Genomic DNA, 17,464 nt, shown 5'->3' on the forward strand with positions numbered 1-17,464 from the left:
GCCCTCCAGGCACCACCTGGAGGGCCGCGGGCGTCGCCGCGCCCCGGGTGGCCACCGGGTGATACGGGCGCGCATGCGGGTGAGAGTCTCAGCGATGGAGAGACGGACGGGCGGCCCGCTTGAATACCGGCATGCGAATCGTCCTGGGTCTCTCCGCGCTGGCGACCGGCCTGGTCGCCGGCACGTACTACGGTTTCTCGATCGCGGTCATGCCCGGCCTCGCGGCCGCCGGCGACCGTACCTTCGTCGCCGTCATGAACCACATCAACGCCGCCATCATCAACCCCGCCTTCCTCGTGCCCTTCCTGGCCAGCCTGGTCCTGCCCATCTGGGCACTGATCCGTCACCGCCGCGCCAGACCTGCCGCGCTCTGGATACTGGCGGGGCTGGTCCTCTACCTGGTCGGTTTCGTGACGACCTCGGCCGTCAACGTCCCGCTCAACGACGGCCTCGCCGCCGGAACCCTCACGAGAGCGCAGTTCGAGGGCCCGTGGGTGGCGTGGAACCTGGTCAGGGCCGTCCTGTCGACCGCCGCGACGGCCTGCCTCGTGCGCGCGATGCTGGAGCCCCAACTCACGAAAACGGCTTGATCCCGGGGCTTAACCTAGAGGAGATGCCTCCCGATACGAAGATTCCCAGCCGTCCCCTGCTCTCTTCCAACTCCCTGTGGCGCATGCGGTCCTACCTGCGCCCCTACGTCGGCAAGCTGGTCTTCATCTGGCTCGTCGCCATCCTCGGCATAGCCGCCAGCATCACCTTCCCCCTGGTGGGCAAGGAGGTGATCGACGCCGGGCAGACCGCGGACCTGCTCCCGCTGGGCCTGCTGGCGGTCGGCGTCGGCGTCGCCGAGGCTCTGATGATCTTCCTGCGCCGCTGGACGCAGACCGGTCCCGTGCTCGGCCTCGAGACCAGGATCCGCGACGACCTCTACCAGCATCTGCAGCGCCTGCCGATGGCCTTCCACAACGAGTGGCAGTCGGGCCAGCTGCTCTCGCGCGCTACGACGGACCTGTCGACCATCCGCCGCTTCCTCGGCTTCGGCATGCTCTTCCTGGTCATGAACGTCATCCAGCTCACCACGGTGACGATCGTGCTGCTGAACATGTACTGGCCGCTCGGGCTGCTGGTGGCCGCCTCGGCCGTGCCCATCGTCTGGGTGTCGCTGCGCTTCGAGAAGAAGTACATCACGATCTCCCGCCAGGTCCAGGACGAGCAGGGCGACCTCGCCACGCTCGTCGAGGAGTCGGCGATCGGAATCCGCACGATCAAGGCATTCGGCCGCCGCCACCACGTCTTCGACACCTTCGACGAGTCCGCGCGCAAGGTCCACGCGACCTCGCTCGAGAAGGTCGGCCTGTCGGCGCGCTTCTTCACCTTCCTCGAGGTGATCCCCAACCTCACGCTGGCCCTGGTCCTGTTATTGGGCGCGCTCGCGGTGGGGTCCGGCTCGCTCTCGCAGGGCTCGCTGGTGGCGTTCACCACGCTGGTGCTGCAGCTGGTCTGGCCGATCGCGAGCCTCGGCTACATCCTGGCGATGGCGCAGGAGTCGATGACCTCGGCCGACCGCGTCCTTGAGGTCATGGACACCGTCCCCGCGATCCAGGACGGCACCGAGACGATCGAGCACCCGCGCGGCCACCTGCGGCTGGAGGGCGTCGGCTTCCGCTTCCCCGGCGCCGACCGCCCGGTGCTCCACGACGTCCGGCTCGACGTACGGCCGGGCGAGACGGTGGCAGTCGTGGGCGCCACGGGTTCGGGCAAGACGACGCTCACCGCGCTGGTCCCCCGGCTGATCGACGTCACCTCGGGACGGGTCACCATCGACGGCCACGACGTGCGCGACCTGAAGCTGAGCTCGCTGAGGGAGGTGGTGGCCACCGCGTTCGAGGAGCCCACGCTGTTCTCGATGAGCGTGCGCGAGAACCTCACGCTCGGCAACCGCGACGCCTCCGACGAGGAGGTGCGCGAGGCGCTCGAGGTGGCGCAGGCGACGTTCGTCCACGACCTGCCGTGGGGCCTCGACACCCGTATCGGCGAGCAGGGCATGTCGCTGTCGGGCGGGCAGCGGCAGCGCCTGGCCCTGGCCAGAGCCGTGCTGTCCAAGCCGAAGATCCTCGTCCTCGACGACACGCTGTCGGCGCTCGACGTGGAGACCGAGGCGCTGGTGGAGGAGGCGCTGCGTCACGTGCTGCGCGAGGCGACCGGCATCGTGATCGCGCACCGCGCCTCGACGGTGCTGCTGGCCGACAAGGTGGCGCTGCTGCGTGACGGCACGATCACCCACGTCGGCAGGCACCAGGACCTGCTGGCCGAGGTGCCCGAGTACCGCTCGCTGCTGGCCCAGGACGCCGACCTGTCCGAGGAAGGAGCCCTGCGTTGACGGCCACCACCGACTGGCGGGGCGTCGCCTCGGAGAACAAGGACGACCTGCCGGAGAAGGTCTCCCTGCTGCTGCGCACCCGCTCGCGCGCCCTGCTGGGCGACCTGCTGAGGCCGCACCGCAGGGCGATCGCGCTGCTGACCGCGATCATCATCTGCTCCAGCGGCGCGGGCCTGGCCATCCCCTACCTGGTGAAGGTCGGCATCGACTCGGGCATCCCGCCGATGCTGCGCGGAGAGGGTCCGGTCACGCTGCTGACGGTGGTCGGGGTCATCCTGGCCGCCGCCGTCACCCAGGCGCTGACCAGGCAGGTCTTCCTCAACCTGTCCGGCCGGATCGGCCAGGACATCCTGCTGGAGCTGCGCCGCAGGGTCTTCGACCACTTCCAGCGGCTGTCGCTCTCCTTCCACGAGAAGTACACCTCCGGCCGAGTCATCTCCCGGCTCACCTCCGACATCGAGGCGATCGCCGAGCTGCTGCAGTCCGGCTTCGACGGCCTGGTCACCGCGGTGCTGACGATGTTCGGCACGGCGGCGCTGCTGCTGATCCTCGACGTGCACCTGGGCCTGGTGGCGCTGGTGCCGCTGCCGCTCCTGCTGCTGTTCACCCGGTGGTTCCGCCGCCAGTCGGCGATCACCTACCGGCGCACCAGGGAGACGGTGGCGCTGGTCATCGTGCACTTCGTGGAGTCGATGACCGGCATCAAGGCCGTCCAGGCCTTCCGCCGCGAGCCGCGCAACCAGGAGATCTTCGGCCGGCTCAACGCCGACTACCGTGACGCCAACGCCCGTGCGATGCAGCTGATCGCGGTGTTCATGCCGGGCATCAAGCTCATCGGCAACCTCACGATCGCCGGTGTGCTGATCTACGGCGGCTGGCTGGCGTTCCACGAGGAGGTCACCGTCGGCGTGCTGGCCGCCTTCCTGCTCTACCTGCGCCAGTTCTACGAGCCCATGCAGGAGATCAGCCAGTTCTACAACACCCTGCAGTCGGCGGGCGCGGCGCTGGAGAAGCTGTCGGGCGTGCTGGAGGAGGAACCGTCGGTTCCCGAGCCGCCGAAGGGCGCACCGCTGGCGGCGGCGCGCGGGCAGGTCCGCTTCGAGGCCGCCGCGTTCTCGTACGTGCCGGAGATGCCCGTCATGCCGTCCCTCGATCTGACGGTTTCCGCCGGTCAGACCGTGGCGCTGGTCGGCGCGACGGGCGCGGGCAAGACGACCCTGGCCAAGCTGATCTCCCGCTTCTACGACCCGACGGCGGGGCGGGTGCTGCTGGACGGGGTCGACCTGCGCGAGCTGGACGAGACCACCCTGCGCAAGGCCGTGGTGATGGTGACGCAGGAGAACTTCCTGTTCTCCGGCACGGTCGCGGACAACATCCGGTTCGGCCGGCCCGAGGCCTCCATCAAGGAGGTCGTCGACGCGGCCAAGGCCATCGGCGCGCACGAGTTCGTCTCGGGGCTGCCCGACGGCTACGACACCGAGGTCGGCAAGCGCGGCGGCCGGATGTCGGCGGGCCAGCGCCAGCTGGTGGCCTTCGCCCGTGCCTTCCTCGCCGACCCGGCGGTGCTCATCCTCGACGAGGCCACCTCGTCGCTGGACGTGCCCAGCGAGCGGATGGTGCAGCGGGCCCTGCGCACCATCCTGGCCGACCGGACCGCGCTCATCATCGCGCACCGCCTGTCGACGGTGGAGATCGCCGACAGGGTGCTGGTGATGGAGCGCGGCAGGATCGTCGAGGACGGCCCGCCCGAGGCGCTCATCGCCTCCGCGGGCCGTTTCGCCGGCCTGCACCAGGCCTGGCTCGACAGCCTGGCCTGAGACCTCCCCGGGCGCGGCGCCCGCCGGCGCCGCGCCCGGGGAGCGGGTCCTACATGATCGCCGCGCGCCAGGTGAACTTCAGCGGCGTCTCCGCGGCGCCCTCACGCGGGGTGGGCACCGGCGCTTCCGGGTGTCTGGCCAGGTACCCGGCGGGGAAGGTCGTGATCTGCACCGCCCCGCACTTGGGGCAGCTCTTGTCGGAGTTGGCGGGCTGGACGGGCACGCCCGCTCGCAGCCACACCTCGACTTCGTTGCCGTGGTCGTCGGTGACGTGTCTGACGGTGTACTCCTCCTGCCAGACATGCCAGCAGCACTGGCACTCGAACGGCCACGTCTCCCGCGCGTCATAGTCTTCGCGCACGCGGATCACCTCCGAGCTGGTCTTCTTCGAGTGTCCGCCTCCTCCTGCCGTCCTCGCAACCCGTTGACGAGGCCGGCAGGGCCCCGAAGGGTTCCGAGGCGAGGAGGACGTCGACGAGCCGGCCGTGCCCGCCTACGCCGCGCTGGGCGATCTAGAGGTGGGCCATGCCCATGGTGACGACGAAGCACACCGAGCCGGCCACCACGCAGAGGGTGCCGATCCAGGCGACCAGCGCGTCGGCGCGGCCGTCGAGCGGGTCGCCGTTGTGCAGGGCGCGCTGGACCTGGCGGAAGCGGGCGCCGGTGCGCGCCAGCAGGATGCCGCCGCACAGCGCGGCCAGCGCGAAGCCCGCCACGAACAGCGGCCCGAGCCCGACGCGGGCGGCCAGGCCAGCCGCGCCGAGACCTCCCGTGGACAGGGCGACGGCGGTGCGCACCCAGGCCAGGCGGGTCCGCTCGCTCTGCAGCCCGGGATCCCAGATCTCGGCCGACATGCTCAGGCCATCAGGATGAGGACGAGCGCGACGACGGCGACCGCGGCCACGCCGTACCCGAAGACGGCGGCCAGGGCGGGCGGCGGCAGCGGCGACTGGTTGCGCAGCGCGCGCTGGATGTTGCGCCAGCGCGGGTAGGCCATGCCGGCGGCCAGCGCCGCCAGCAGGACCAGCAGGACGGACAGCGCGGTACGCGCCCACGGCACGAAGACGTCGTCGGAGACCGCGGCCATCGCCACGCCGCCCGCGCACAGCGCGAGCGACGTGCTCAGCCAGGTCAGGAAGGTCCTCTCGTTGGCGAGGGTGAAGCGGGGGTCGGGCTCGGTGCCGTTCATGGGACCACGCTAAATCGGCCCCATTTCCCCTCGACAAGCCGGGATAGGCGATCCTGTTGTCATGCTCATGGCGGAGATCGCGACCCGGTTCCTCGGCTGCCTCACCACCGAGCAGTGGCAGGCGGCCACCTACGCGTTCGGCGACCCGCTACGCCTGCGCTGGACCTACGTGCCCGCGCCCAGGCCAGGGGTCTCGCTGCTCGGGTTGAACGGCGAGGCGCGCAAGGCGGCGCACCGGCTGCTGGCCACGGCGCTGTCGCGGCACGCCTTCGCGCAGGCCGTGACGATCATGGCGCTGGAGGAGGTGCTCGACCTCGACGAGCAGGGACGGCGGGGCCGCCACAGCGACGACTACCATCTGGCCGTCTTCGGCAGCCCCGGCGCCGACCACTGGGGCTGGCGCTTCGAGGGGCACCACGTGTCGGTCACGGCGACGGTCGCGGGCTGCCGGGTGGAGGTCGCGCCGCTGTTCCTCGGCGCCAACCCCCATGCCGTCCGGTACGGCGACGCGGCCGTGCTCCGGCCGCTGCCGCTGGAGGAGGACCTGGCCAGGGCGTTGGTGACGGCGCTGCCCGCCGCGTTGCGCGAGCAGGCGGTCGTCGCGGACGTCGCGCCGTCCGACATCCTGACCGGCACGTCGGCGGTGACCTCGGCGCTGGAGCCGCTGGGCGTGCCGGGCGGCGCGCTCGCCACCGCCCCCCGCGACCTGCTGGCCCGCCTGCTCGACGTCTACCTGGACCGCCTGGCGCCCTCGCTGCGCGGCACGCACGATCCGGCCGCCTTCTCCTTCGCCTGGGCGGGACCGCTGTCGCCGGGTGGCGGCCACTACTACCGGCTGCAGGGTCCTGGCCTGCTGATCGAGTACGACAACACGCAGAACGCCGCCAACCACGCGCACACCGTCATCCGGCGGCCCGGCGCCGACTTCGGCGCCGAACTGCTGGCCGCCCACCTGGCCGGCGAGCACTAACTGCAGGCTTCCTTCAGCTTGGTGAGGTAGGCGGCGGTGTCGTTGCCGACCTTCTGGACGGCGTCGACCGCCTCGTTGACGTTGTTGACGTCGAGCCGGCGCAGGGAGGCGGCCAGGTCGTCGGTGGCCTGCTTGAGGGTGGTGTTGGCGGCCTTGTCGGCCACGTCGCCGAGCTTCTGCGCGGCGTTGTCGAGCTCCTTCTCCATCGCGGCGGGATCGTTGACCAGGCCGCTGATCTTGGCGACGGTCTCGGAGACGATCTTGGGGGCCTCCAGGCAGGCCTGGGCCTTGTCGACCGTCGCGTTGATCTCGCTGCACCCGCTGGCGAAGACGACCGCGGCGAAAGCGGCAAGGGGCAGGAACCTGCTGGACACGAGTCGCATACCTCGACCCTAGCCAACGGTCGTGCCCCTTGCGGTGATCACGACAGTGTCGAAGCAGAGGCCGTCCGTCACGTGGTCCGGCAGCGCGTCCCGCATGGCCTGGCCACCGGGGTGTCGGCGCCGAACGGCCTGCCCGGCGACGACCGCCACCCGCGATCAACAGGTGCGGCCGAATTGGCCGCATGCACTGGTCATAAGCTTCTTGCCATGGCAACTTGCGACCATCTTCTCAGCGCCGACGACCCGCAGCCGCGCACCCCGGAGGGCTGCGAGGAGTGCCTGACCATCGGATCACCGTGGGTGCACCTGCGGCGCTGCCTGGAGTGCGGCCACATCGGCTGCTGCGACTCCTCGCCCAACAAGCACGCCAGCGCCCACTTCCGGCAGTCCGGTCACCCGGTGATGCAGTCCTTCGAGCCGGGCGAGGACTGGCGGTGGTGCTTCCTCGACAACAAGATGGGCTAGCGCTCCAGAATCGCCTCTTCGAAGTCGAGCTCGGCCGTCACGCGCCGGAGCACCTCGTCGTCGAGCCGCCGCTCGTCGCGGAGCCGTACGAACACCTCTCGCTCCGCGGCGAGCATCTCCCTGCGCAGCCGCCGGTAGAGGCGGCTCGGCGTCTCGCTGCCGCCGTAGCCGGTGCCGCCGCCCAGCCGCTCCCACGCGTTGAGCGCCCGGCGCTCGGACTTGGCGCGCAACATGTCGATGACCTCGGTGTGGATCTCGTTGGTCTCCTCCTCCTCGAGGATCTCCTCCAGCCTGGCCAGGCCCGCCTCGACCGCAGCCTGCTGGGCCGCGGCCTCCGACAGGTTGTCCTCGTACGCCTCGCGCTCGCTGGAGACGCGCAGCTTCTTGATCAGCGCGGGGAAGGTCAGCCCCTGCACGAGCAGGGTGAGGATCACCGTGCTGAAAGTGAGGAACAGCAGCAGGTCGCGCTCGGGGAAGTCGGCGGGTATGGCGAAGGCCGCGGCCAGCGACACCACGCCGCGCATGCCCGCCCAGCCGACCACCGTGAGGTTCTGCCACGGCGGTTTGGGCGTGCTCCTGCTCCGCAGCAACGGCAGATAGGTGGCCGGGAACACCCAGACGAACCTGGCCAGCACGGTCACCGCGAAGACGGCCACGACGTAGCCGGCGACCTCCCAGACTCCGCGTCCGGCCAGACCGCTCAGCACCGGCACCAGCTGCAGGCCGATCAGCGCGAAGACGATCGACTCCAGCATGAAGTCGACGACCTTCCACACCGCGTCGAGCACCAGGCGGGTACCCGCGCCCGTGCGGTGCATCCGGTGGCCGAGGTAGAGGCCGACGATCACCACCGCGATCACGCCCGACGTGTGCACCGACTCCGCGCCCAGGTAGATGCCGAACGGGATCAGCAGCATCACCGTGTTCTCGACCAGCGGGTCGCGCGCCCGTTCCAGGAACCATCCGGACACCACGGCGACGGCCAGACCGATCAGCACGCCGCCGACCGCCGTGTAGAGGAACTCGCCGAAGCCCTCCAGCAGGCTGAGGCCGTGACCCACCGCGGCGCCGATCGCCACCCGGTAGACCGTCAGCGCGGTGGCGTCGTTGAACAGGCTCTCGCCGATGAGGATCGTCAGGGCCCGGCGCGGCAGGCCGAGCCGCCGTCCCACCGCGACCGCGGCGACGGCGTCGGGCGGCGCCACGATCGCCCCCAGCGCGAAGGCGGCGGCCAGCGGCAGGTCGGGCAGCATCAGATGGACGACACCGCCGACGGCCAGCGTGGTGAACAGCACCAGGCCGACCGACAGCAGGCCGATCGCCCGCGTGTTCTCGCGCAGGCTGAGATACGAGCTGTCCAGCGCGGCCGAGTAGAGCAGCGGCGGCAGGAACACGTAGAGGATGAGATTGGCGTCCAGCCCGTAGGAGGGCACCAGCGGGGAGACCGCCAGGCCCACCAGCACCAGTAGCAGCGGCGCCGGCCAGCCGCGCCGCCTGGCCACCCACGCGACCATGATCGAGCCGCTGGCCAACAGCAGCCAGTACAGACCCGTTGACGCGTCCACGAGCCCCCCTGTTGCCGAGAAACGGGCGTATCAGACCGGGTCTGACCCGCCCGCTAGTTTCTCACACGTCCGGAGCCCGGGGACATCGGGAGCCGCCGGTCACCACTCCCTGTGATCGGTCCTGTCGTCGCGGTACTGCTGCTCGGGGCGGAGCCGTTCGCCCGTGACGTACATCGGGTCGTTCACGTACGGGCGGTGGATGGCCGGGTCGGGCTGCTGGTTCTGGTAGGCGTCGGGGCCGAGGCCCAGCGGGTCGGCGGGGTCCATCGGGCCCTGCTGGTAGGTCGGCTGGCCGTACTGGTCGGGCTGGCCGTACTGGTCCTGCTGGCCGTACTGGTCCTGCTGGCCGTACTGCTGCTCGGGCTGCGGGTAGGGCTCGGGGGCGGGGGCGGGCCGGCTGCGGCCCGCGCCGGGGATGCCGTGCATGGGCGTGCCGAGGCCGACCGCGCCCGGCGTGTTCTGCGTCCGCCGCGGCGGCGGCGCGAAGGGGTCGGTGTAGGACGGCTGGGCGGGCTGGCGCGCGGCCTGCGCGTACGGGTCCGGCGCGTAGGGGTCGGACGCGTACGCCTGGCCGCCCTGCGCCGCCGGGGCGCCGAACGGGTCCTGCTGGGAGCCCGGCCCCGCACCCTGCGCACCGTACGGGTCCGGCTGCGGCGCCGCTCCCTGGGAACCGTACGGGTCCGGCTGCGGCGCCGCCGCCTGGGCACCGTACGGGTCCTGCTGGGTGCTGTGCGCCGCTCCGCGGGCGCCGAAGGGGTCCGGCTGCGTGGTCTGCGCCGCGAACGGCTCGGAGTGCGTGGAGTACGGCGAGCCCTGCTGCCTCGGGAAACCCAGCGGGTCGGTGGAGTGCGGACTCCTGGCGCCTTCGCGCTCGGCGGGCATCTGGTAGTCGGGCAGCGGGTAGCCGCCCTGCGCGGCCATCGGTTCGGCGCTCACCGGGGGCTGCTCGGCCAGGCGGGGCCTGCCGTCGGAGGGGAGGGGGGTCTGGGAGGGCTCGCGGTGGTCGGCGTAGGAGGCGACGAGCTTGTCCGGCTGGGCGGGCGCGCCGCGGGCCACGAGGACGTCGTTGGGCGACAGGGTCGCCGTCGGCCGGTCGTCGTGGGGGCGCTGCGGCTCGTGCTCGAACGGCGGCGGGCGGTGGTACTGGCCCGTCCCCGGGTACTCGGCGGGCTCGTCGACGGGCTGGGCGACCGCGGCGGGCTGCTCGCCCGTGGCCTCGGCGTAGCCGTCGTCGAGGGTGTCGAGCAGCCGCCCGACGTCGTCCATCGGCATCCGGAAACTGCCGGTGCACATCTCTCCTCGCCACAGGCTGAGCACCAGGGTGCCCTCGTGCCACGTGACCCGGAGACACCGCTCCTGACCTCGGGCATCGAAGAAGACTTCACCGAATGACGGCAACGGGACAACTTCCGACATGGCAGACATACTGCTTTAACCAGCCTTTATTCGTCCACTCAACCTTGCGAAACCCTAGCGAACCGGGCTTTCCACAGCCCGCCGTGAAGCCCGGGCGCCACAGCGAGAAGATCTTCTTTGACCTGGCGGGTTACGCCCGCAAGTGTGCCACGCCCGAAGGGGACGGGCGTCTGGAACGCCGGGATGTGTTCACCTCCGTACGGAGAGGTGACCATCCTTTTGCCGCGGATCAGGTGGCGCTTGAGCGGATCATCAGACGATCTCCGGCGGGGCCGTGCGCCTGGCCGTGATCCCCGGAACGGCCCGGCGGCACGGCCTGCCGACGCGGCTGCGAGACGGGACTTCGGGCGGCGTGGCGACGGGTCGGGCAGCGGCGCGACGGGCGGGCGGTACGGGCGCGCGAGCGGCACCGAGCGGGCCGGCGGGACCGGCTTCGGGCGGCGTGGCGACGGGTCGGGCAACGGCGCGACGGGCGGGCAGTACGAGCGCGCGAGCGGCACCGAGCGGCACCGAGCGGGCCGGCGGGACCGGCTTCGGGCGGCGCGGCCCCGGGGCGCGGCTTCGGGGTGGCGCGGCGTGCCCCCGCCGGAAGGCTGCCATTTCTGTCGCCGCGACCAGGTACGGTTTCTGCCGTGCCGGACTCCACACTCCCACCCGTCGAAGAGCTGCTCTCGATCGCCGTAGGCGCCCTGGGAGGGAGCGACAGGCCAGGGCAGATCACCATGGTCAAGGCCGTGCAGCAGGCCGTCGACAACGAGGAGCACCTCGCCGTCCAGGCCGGCACGGGCACCGGCAAGTCCCTGGCCTACCTGGTGCCGTCGATCAGGCACGCCATGGAGTCCGACTCCCCCGTCGTCGTCTCCACCGCCACGATCGCCCTCCAGCGGCAGCTGGTCGACCGCGACCTGCCCCGCCTGGCCGAGACGCTCGGCAAGGAGCTGCCGCACGAGCCGACGTTCGCCATCCTCAAGGGCCGGCGCAACTACCTGTGCCGCTACAAGGCGACGGCGGGCTGGCCGGAGGAGGAGCAGGACCAGCTGTTCGACCCGCGCGAGGTGAGCGCGACGGGGCGCATGGTCCAGCGCATCCAGGAGTGGGCCGAGGAGACCACGACCGGCGACCGCGACGAGCTGGTGCCCGGCGTGAACGAGCAGGCGTGGCGGCAGTTCTCGGTCAGCGCCAAGGAGTGCCTGGGCGCACAGCGCTGCCCGAGCGGCGCCGAGTGCTTCGCCGAGCTGGCCAAGGCGCGCGCCGGCGAGGTCGACGTGGTCGTGACCAACCACGCGCTGCTGGCCATCGACGCGATGGAGAGCATGTCGATCCTGCCCGAGCACGAGGTCGTCGTCGTCGACGAGGCGCACGAGCTGGTCGACAGGGTGACGTCGGTGGTGACCGACGAGCTGTCGGAGGCCTCGGTGTCGCTGGCCGTACGACGGGTGGGGCGGCTCATCGAGCAGCCGATCGCCGACCAGCTGATGGAGGCGGGCGAGGACCTCAAGGCGCTGCTGGAGGCCGCGCCGCCGGGCCGTGTCGACGACCTGCCCGAGGTGCTGGGGCTGACGCTCGCGCTGGTGCGCGACAGCGCGGCCAGGTGCATCACGGCGTTGGGGCCGCGCGGGGCCGACAAGGACGACCCGGACAAGGCGGGCCAGCGCAAGGCCGCCTTCACCGCGCTCGACGAGGTGCACGACACCGCCGTGCGCATGCTGGAGGCCTACGGGCACGCCTCGGAGGTCGACAGGGCCGAGGTGGTGTGGCTCGACGGCGCCACCGACCGGCGTCCGGCGACCCTGCGCGTGGCGCCGCTGAGCGTGGGCGGGATGCTGCGCGAGAAACTGTTCGGCGAGCGGACGGTGGTGCTGACCTCGGCCACGCTGGCGCTCGGCGGCACCTTCGACGGGCTGGCCGCGCAGTGGGGGCTCGGCGACAAGGGGTGGACGGGCATCGACGTCGGCTCGCCGTTCGACCATCCGCGTTCCGGCATCCTCTACGTCGCCAAGCACCTGCCCCAGCCGGGGCGTGACGGGCTGCCCCAGGCCTACGTCGACGAGATCGCCGAGCTGATCGAGGCGGCGGGTGGGCGCACGCTCGGGCTGTTCTCCTCGATGCGGGCGGCGAAGGCGGCGACCGAGGCGCTGCGCGACCGGCTCGACGTGCCGCTGCTGTGCCAGGGTGACGACTCGACGATGCTGCTGGTCAAGCAGTTCGCCGAGGACGAGGCGACGTGCCTGTTCGGCACGCTGTCGCTGTGGCAGGGCGTCGACGTGCCCGGCCCCTCGCTGCGGCTGGTGATCATCGACAGGGTGCCGTTCCCCCGGCCCGACGATCCGCTGACGTCGGCGCGGCAGCGGCACGTGATGGCCAAGGGCGGCAACGGGTTCATGGCGGTGGCGGCCACCCACGCGGCGCTGCTGCTGGCGCAGGGGGCGGGGCGGTTGCTGCGGGCGCAGGACGACAAGGGCGTGGTGGCGGTCCTCGACCCGCGGCTGGCGACGGCGCGCTACAGCGGGTTCCTGCTCAACTCGCTGCCGCCGTTCTGGCGGACCAGCGACCCGGCGGTGGTGCGGACCGCCCTCAAGCGGCTGACCGGCTGAGGCCCGCCCCCCGGAGTTCCGGCGCGCGGGGCGCCGATTCGGTCGCTACGTGGCGACGTACGGCCTCGGTCCAGGTATGCCTGGACCGAGGCAGGTCACCGGGATGTCGACCCCCTGGACGGCACGTGAGCTCCCGGGGCCCGGGCCGCCGTCACGTGGCTCCGGCGCGGGTCGCCGTCACCGGGTCGCCGACGTGGATCTCGCCCCTGGTGCGCGGGACCAGGCGGATGCCGAACCAGGTCTTGCCGTCCCACCGGCGGTGCCGGGCGAGCGTCCGCAGCGGCTCCTTGCCCTTGACGCGGGTGACCGGATCGATGACCGTCACCGCGCACCGGTCGCACAGCTCCGATACCCGGAAGTCGACCGCGCCGATCCGCACCTCGCGCCAGCCGCCCTCCTCGAACGGCTCCCCGCCGTCGATGATCACACTCGGCCTGAAGCGCAGCGGCGACAGCGGGCCCGGTGGCGGCTCGCCCCGCACGCGCGCGCCGTCCTCGATCCATTCGTCCAGCCTGCGCGCGGAGGCGGCGGACGTGAGCAGGAGCGGCGCGTCCCACGCGAAGCTCACCACCTCGCCGGGCAGCCCGCCGTGGGCGGGGTCGACGGAACGGCGGGCGGGGTCGTCGAGCCACACCAGCCTGGCGGGCACGCCGAGCAGATCGGTGAGCCAGGAGTGGGCGGCGTCGGCGGCGAGCACGGCGCTGTCGAGCCCCGAGAAGCCCACGCGGACACTCGGCCCGGACGCGGGCGGTACCGCCAGGTCGGGCATGCCGTCCGCGGACAGCAGCAGGCCGCCGCCGGGTCGCTCCTGCGCGGTGACGGCCAGCATGCGCGGGTACTCGCCGAGCCACAGGTTGTCGCCCTGGTGGTCGACCACAGCCCATCGGCGATCGCCGTCCAGTCCCCACGGGTGGACATACGCCGCGTCAACCGCCCGCCCCGTGATGGATTTGACGGGATATACACAGATCTGCGTGATCAGCACCACCTCACCGTAGCTCGCGAGAGAGCGCTCTCTCAGCTGGCGCTCCGCCGGTCCGCGACGCGGTTTTGTCGGCACCAACCGCTACCGTCTGAACACCATGCGAACGCACGACGCCCAGGCACTCATCGGCAGGGAGCACCCTGCCGCGTTGCTGCGTGCCGAGATCAGCAGGACGACCGCCAGCCACGGCGGGCTCGTGCTGGTGACGGGCGAGGCGGGCATCGGCAAGACCACGCTGGTGACCAGCGCGGCCGAGCGCGCCAGGCATGATGGCGCGCTGGTGCTGAGCGGTTCCTGCTGGGACTCCGAGGCCGCGCCCGGCTACTGGCCGTGGGTGCAGGTCATCCGCGGGCTGCGCCGTACCACGGAATGGCCCGTCGTCGAGGAGGCGGCGGACGGGAGCCTGGCGGCGCTGCTCGGCGACGGCGGCGCGAGCGACGGCGGCGCGAGCGAGGGCGGCGACGCGTTCCGGGTCTACGACGCGGTGACCACCGCGCTGGTCGCGGTGTCGCAGACGCGTCCCGTCGTGGTCGTGCTCGACGATCTCCACTGGGCCGACGGGGCGTCGTTGCGGCTGCTGGAGTTCGCCGCGCAGCACACCTGGTTCGAACGGCTCCTGCTGGTCGGCACCTATCGCGACGTCGAGGTCGAGCAGGGTGAGCACCCACTGCGGCCGCAGCTGAGCTCGCTGTCGTCACGCGCCACGGTGATCACGCTCACCGGCCTCGACCGGGCGCAGGTGGCCGCGCTCGTCGCCCGCACGATCGGCAGCGCGCCCGGCGCCGACGTGGTGGAGGAGATCCACCTGCGCACGGGCGGCAATCCGTTCTTCGTCGAGCAGACCGCCCGGCTGTGGCGCACCAACGGCTCGGTGACGGCGATCCCGCCGGGCGTGCGCGACACGCTGTGGCGCCGCCTGTCGTTGCTACCCGCCACCGTGGTCAGGTTGCTGACCGACGCGGCGGTGCTCGGGCGGGCGTTCCACCGGCGGGTGCTCGCGGCCGTCGCCGCCGAGCCCGTCGCCCACGTCGACCGGCTGCTCACCCAGGCCGCCGCCGCCCGGCTGGTGGTCTCGCAGGGGGGCGGCATGTTCGCCTTCGCCCACGACCTGGTCAGGGAGACGCTCTACGACTCGCTCGACGAGGCGGACCTGCGGGCCAGGCATGCCGCCACCGTCCACGCGCTGCGCGACGCGCACGAGGCACTGCCGGGCGACCTGGCCCGCCACGCCTACCTCGCGGGCGACGCCCTCGACCCGGTGGCGGCGTGCGAGCTGCTGGTGTCCGCGGCCAGGCAGGCGCTGCACCGCCTGGCCAGGGACGAGTCGATGACCCACTGGCGCAGGGCCATGGAGCGGGCCGAGGCGGGGCCGCCCGAGTCGCTGATCAAGACAGGGCTGGAGTACGGCCGCCACCTTCACCACAACGGCGAGCAGGAGGAGGCCGCGAGGGTCTTCGACCGGACGATCACCGCCGCCCGCCGGCTCGACGATCCCGGCCTGCTGGCCCGCACCGCGCTGGCCTACCACGGCACCTGCGGTCCCCACGACCTCCGCACGAGCGTGGAACTGCTGCGCGACGCCCACCGCAAACTCATGCCCGACGCCGCCGCGCCCACCACCACCGACCCCGCTTTCGTCGCCGCCGACGCCGCCGCCGGGCTGTCCTCGGCAGCCGAGCCCTCCTCGGATCGGTTCTCGGCAACCCGACCCTCCGCAGGAGGGCCCGCTGCCGGCCGGCCCGTCTCCCGTCCGCCGTCAGCCGATGCGCCGTCCCGTGATCTGTCCGCTCCAGAGCTGCCCTCCCCCCTTCTGCCGTCCGCCGCGCCGTCGAGCGGCGACGCGTCCTGGCCGGAACCGCCCTCGCCGCCATCCGGTGCCGCGCCGTCGGGCGGTCCGCTCCCCGTGGATCCGCGCTCGGCCGATCGGCTCGCGCAGGATCTGGCGGTGCGCATCACCTTCCTGGCGAGAAACAGCGACGACGACGAGGCGCTGACGTTCGGTCTGTGGGCGCTGCACGACACGATCTGGGGCCCTGGCACCGCCGGCCAGCGGGTGGAGCTGACCGCCGAGCTGCGCGAGCTCGCCCGCCGCGGCGGCGACGCCGACATGGAGCACTTCACCTCCTCCCTCCACTGGGTGGCGCTGCTGGAGCTCGGCGATCCCCGCTTCCTCGACGAGTTCGATCGCTACGTCACGATGGGCAGACGTAGCCAGCACGCCCACGTCGACCTGTCCACATCGATCGACATGAGCATCATCAAGCTCCTCTTCGGCGACTTCGCCGAGGCCGAGTCGCTGCTGGAGGAAGTCGTCGCGATAGGCGACGACCACGGTCACACCCACTACGGCTACATGATCGACCACCATCGCTGGGCGTTGCTGCTGGCCCAGGGCCGGTTCGAGGAACTGGCGCCCGTGCTCGAACGGCTGCGCTCCGGCCACCATCACCACCACGCGGCCATGCTGGAGACGCTCACCGACCTGCGGCGCGGGCGAGCCCATACGCCGTCGCCACAGGTTGGCGACGAGCCTGCCGACGGGTTCATCCGCCCGCTGTGGCTGCGCCACCTGGCAGAGGTGGCGGCTGCCTCCCGTGATCCCTACCTGTGCGCCAGGGCCAGGCGACTCCTGCGGCCGCATCTGGGCGAGTGGGCGGTCTCCCTCTACGGCTGGGACGTCAGCGGGCCCATGACCCTGTGGCACGGCCTGGTGGAGGCGGCCGAACAGCGCTGGGACGAGGCGATCGCCGCCTTCACCGCCGCCCGGAGCGCGGCCGAGCTGCTGCGCGCACGCCCCTGGTCGGTGGAGGCCGGCCTGCGGCTCGGCGCCGCACTGCTCGGCCGCGCCGGCCCCGGCGACGCGGAGACCGCCGAGCGGCTGCTCGGCGAGGTGACAGCCGAGGCGGCCACGCTGGGCATGCGCCACATCCCGGCCGAGGTCGAACGCATACGGCAGGCGCACAACACGCGCGCCCCCGCCCCAGCCGCCGGGGTGGCACAGGTGGCCGAGACGCGGGTGGCTCGGCCAGGCGACCCGCAGGCTTCCCGGCCGATCGGGCCGGATGGCGACGAGGCATCCAGAATGCCGTCACGGGCGGCGGCTCCCTCGGCGGACGGGCCAGGGGTGTCCGCGAGGGCGGGTCAGGCCGATTCCGGGTACGAGTTCCGGAGGCAGGGGTCGGTGTGGTCCCTGTCGTTCGGCGGGCGCAGGGTGCACGTTCCTGACGCGAAGGGCCTTCGGGATCTCCACCACCTGCTGAGCCGACCGGGCACGGACCTGCCCGCCGTACAGCTGCTCGCCCCTGAGGCCGGCGAGGCGGTGGTGGCCGCGCGCCGGATGGGCGGCGACGCGATCCTCGACGAGGAAGCCAAGGCTCGCTACCGACGCCATCTGTCCAGGCTCGACGAGGAGACCGAGCGTGCCCTGCGGATGGGCGACGACGCGCGGGCGGCGGACCTCGACAGGGAACGCGAGGGGCTGCTGGCCGAGCTACGGGCCGCGGTGGGGCTCGGCGGGCGTTCGCGCAGGCTCGGGGACGAGGCGGAACGGGCGCGCAAGACCGTCAGCGCCAGGATCCGCGACGTGCTGCGGAAGCTCGACACGCTCCATCCGGAGCTCGCCGCCCACCTGCGCGCCGCCGTCTCCACGGGAACCCTCTGCCGTTACGATCCGAGCGGCGACATCCCCTGGCGGCTGTGA

At 72.2% G+C, this 17,464-nt stretch carries 14 protein-coding genes; 7 read left to right on the top strand and 7 right to left on the bottom strand.

Translation table 11 applies throughout. From position 1 onward, the window contains the following. Window positions 1-131: 131 nt before the first annotated feature. The 3 genes from ACWDLG_RS25050 to ACWDLG_RS25060 are packed head-to-tail and all read left to right on the top strand — an operon-like array spanning window position 132 to window position 4,197. Window positions 132-590, top strand: coding sequence for an anthrone oxygenase family protein (locus ACWDLG_RS25050; protein ID WP_449923939.1), 459 nt, complete (start codon window positions 132-134; stop codon window positions 588-590). Window positions 591-613: 23 nt separating this feature from the next. Then, entirely contained in the window at window positions 614-2,380 is a 1,767-nt protein-coding gene (locus ACWDLG_RS25055) for an ABC transporter ATP-binding protein (RefSeq protein WP_449923941.1), read from the top strand. Continuing rightward, window positions 2,377-4,197 (top strand): ABC transporter ATP-binding protein, encoded by a 1,821-nt coding sequence (locus tag ACWDLG_RS25060; protein ID WP_449923943.1) that lies wholly within the window; start codon window positions 2,377-2,379, stop codon window positions 4,195-4,197. Before ACWDLG_RS25055 ends, ACWDLG_RS25060 begins: the two co-directional genes overlap by 4 nt. A gap of 49 nt (window positions 4,198-4,246) precedes the next feature. Here the strand turns inward: ACWDLG_RS25060 and ACWDLG_RS25065 are convergent, their stop codons facing one another. From ACWDLG_RS25065 to ACWDLG_RS25075, 3 genes are all read right to left on the bottom strand, one after another. Then, window positions 4,247-4,558, bottom strand: a complete 312-nt coding sequence (locus tag ACWDLG_RS25065) for a hypothetical protein (RefSeq protein WP_449923946.1) — start codon at window positions 4,556-4,558, stop codon at window positions 4,247-4,249. A gap of 151 nt (window positions 4,559-4,709) precedes the next feature. After that, window positions 4,710-5,051, bottom strand: coding sequence for a DUF202 domain-containing protein (locus tag ACWDLG_RS25070; protein WP_449923948.1), 342 nt, complete (start codon window positions 5,049-5,051; stop codon window positions 4,710-4,712). A gap of 2 nt (window positions 5,052-5,053) precedes the next feature. Then, a complete protein-coding gene (locus ACWDLG_RS25075; protein ID WP_354907446.1) occupies window positions 5,054-5,386 on the bottom strand; it encodes a YidH family protein in 333 nt (110 codons plus the stop codon). A 61-nt stretch (window positions 5,387-5,447) separates the two neighbouring features. Between ACWDLG_RS25075 and ACWDLG_RS25080 the strand changes: the two genes are divergently transcribed. Further along, window positions 5,448-6,356 (top strand): DUF3500 domain-containing protein, encoded by a 909-nt coding sequence (locus tag ACWDLG_RS25080; protein ID WP_449923951.1) that lies wholly within the window; start codon window positions 5,448-5,450, stop codon window positions 6,354-6,356. Here the strand turns inward: ACWDLG_RS25080 and ACWDLG_RS25085 are convergent. Beyond that, window positions 6,353-6,739, bottom strand: a complete 387-nt coding sequence (locus ACWDLG_RS25085) for a hypothetical protein (RefSeq protein ID WP_449923954.1) — start codon at window positions 6,737-6,739, stop codon at window positions 6,353-6,355. The genes ACWDLG_RS25080 and ACWDLG_RS25085 overlap by 4 nt on opposite strands. A gap of 207 nt (window positions 6,740-6,946) precedes the next feature. Between ACWDLG_RS25085 and ACWDLG_RS25090 the strand changes: the two genes are divergently transcribed. Then, the gene (locus tag ACWDLG_RS25090; RefSeq protein WP_449923956.1) at window positions 6,947-7,204 is read left to right on the top strand and encodes a ubiquitin carboxyl-terminal hydrolase 14; all 258 of its coding nucleotides are present in this window, start codon (window positions 6,947-6,949) and stop codon (window positions 7,202-7,204) included. Here the strand turns inward: ACWDLG_RS25090 and ACWDLG_RS25095 are convergent. Together ACWDLG_RS25095 and ACWDLG_RS25100 are read right to left on the bottom strand one after the other, a co-directional pair. Further along, the gene (locus ACWDLG_RS25095) at window positions 7,201-8,769 is read right to left on the bottom strand and encodes a Na+/H+ antiporter (protein WP_449923959.1); all 1,569 of its coding nucleotides are present in this window, start codon (window positions 8,767-8,769) and stop codon (window positions 7,201-7,203) included. The genes ACWDLG_RS25090 and ACWDLG_RS25095 overlap by 4 nt on opposite strands. Window positions 8,770-8,868: 99 nt before the next feature. Next, window positions 8,869-10,062, bottom strand: coding sequence for a hypothetical protein (locus ACWDLG_RS25100; protein ID WP_449923961.1), 1,194 nt, complete (start codon window positions 10,060-10,062; stop codon window positions 8,869-8,871). Between the two features lie 755 nt (window positions 10,063-10,817). Here ACWDLG_RS25100 and ACWDLG_RS25105 point away from each other — a divergent pair. After that, the gene (locus tag ACWDLG_RS25105; protein WP_354907452.1) at window positions 10,818-12,779 is read left to right on the top strand and encodes an ATP-dependent DNA helicase; all 1,962 of its coding nucleotides are present in this window, start codon (window positions 10,818-10,820) and stop codon (window positions 12,777-12,779) included. Between the two features lie 151 nt (window positions 12,780-12,930). On the opposite strand, the gene ACWDLG_RS25110 is transcribed toward ACWDLG_RS25105, so the two are convergent. Beyond that, window positions 12,931-13,839, bottom strand: coding sequence for an MOSC domain-containing protein (locus ACWDLG_RS25110; RefSeq protein ID WP_449923964.1), 909 nt, complete (start codon window positions 13,837-13,839; stop codon window positions 12,931-12,933). A gap of 22 nt (window positions 13,840-13,861) precedes the next feature. On the opposite strand from ACWDLG_RS25110, the gene ACWDLG_RS25115 reads away from it, so the two are divergent. After that, window positions 13,862-17,464, top strand: a complete 3,603-nt coding sequence (locus ACWDLG_RS25115; RefSeq protein WP_449923967.1) for an AAA family ATPase — start codon at window positions 13,862-13,864, stop codon at window positions 17,462-17,464.

This window comes from Nonomuraea sp. NPDC003727 (assembly GCF_053586935.1).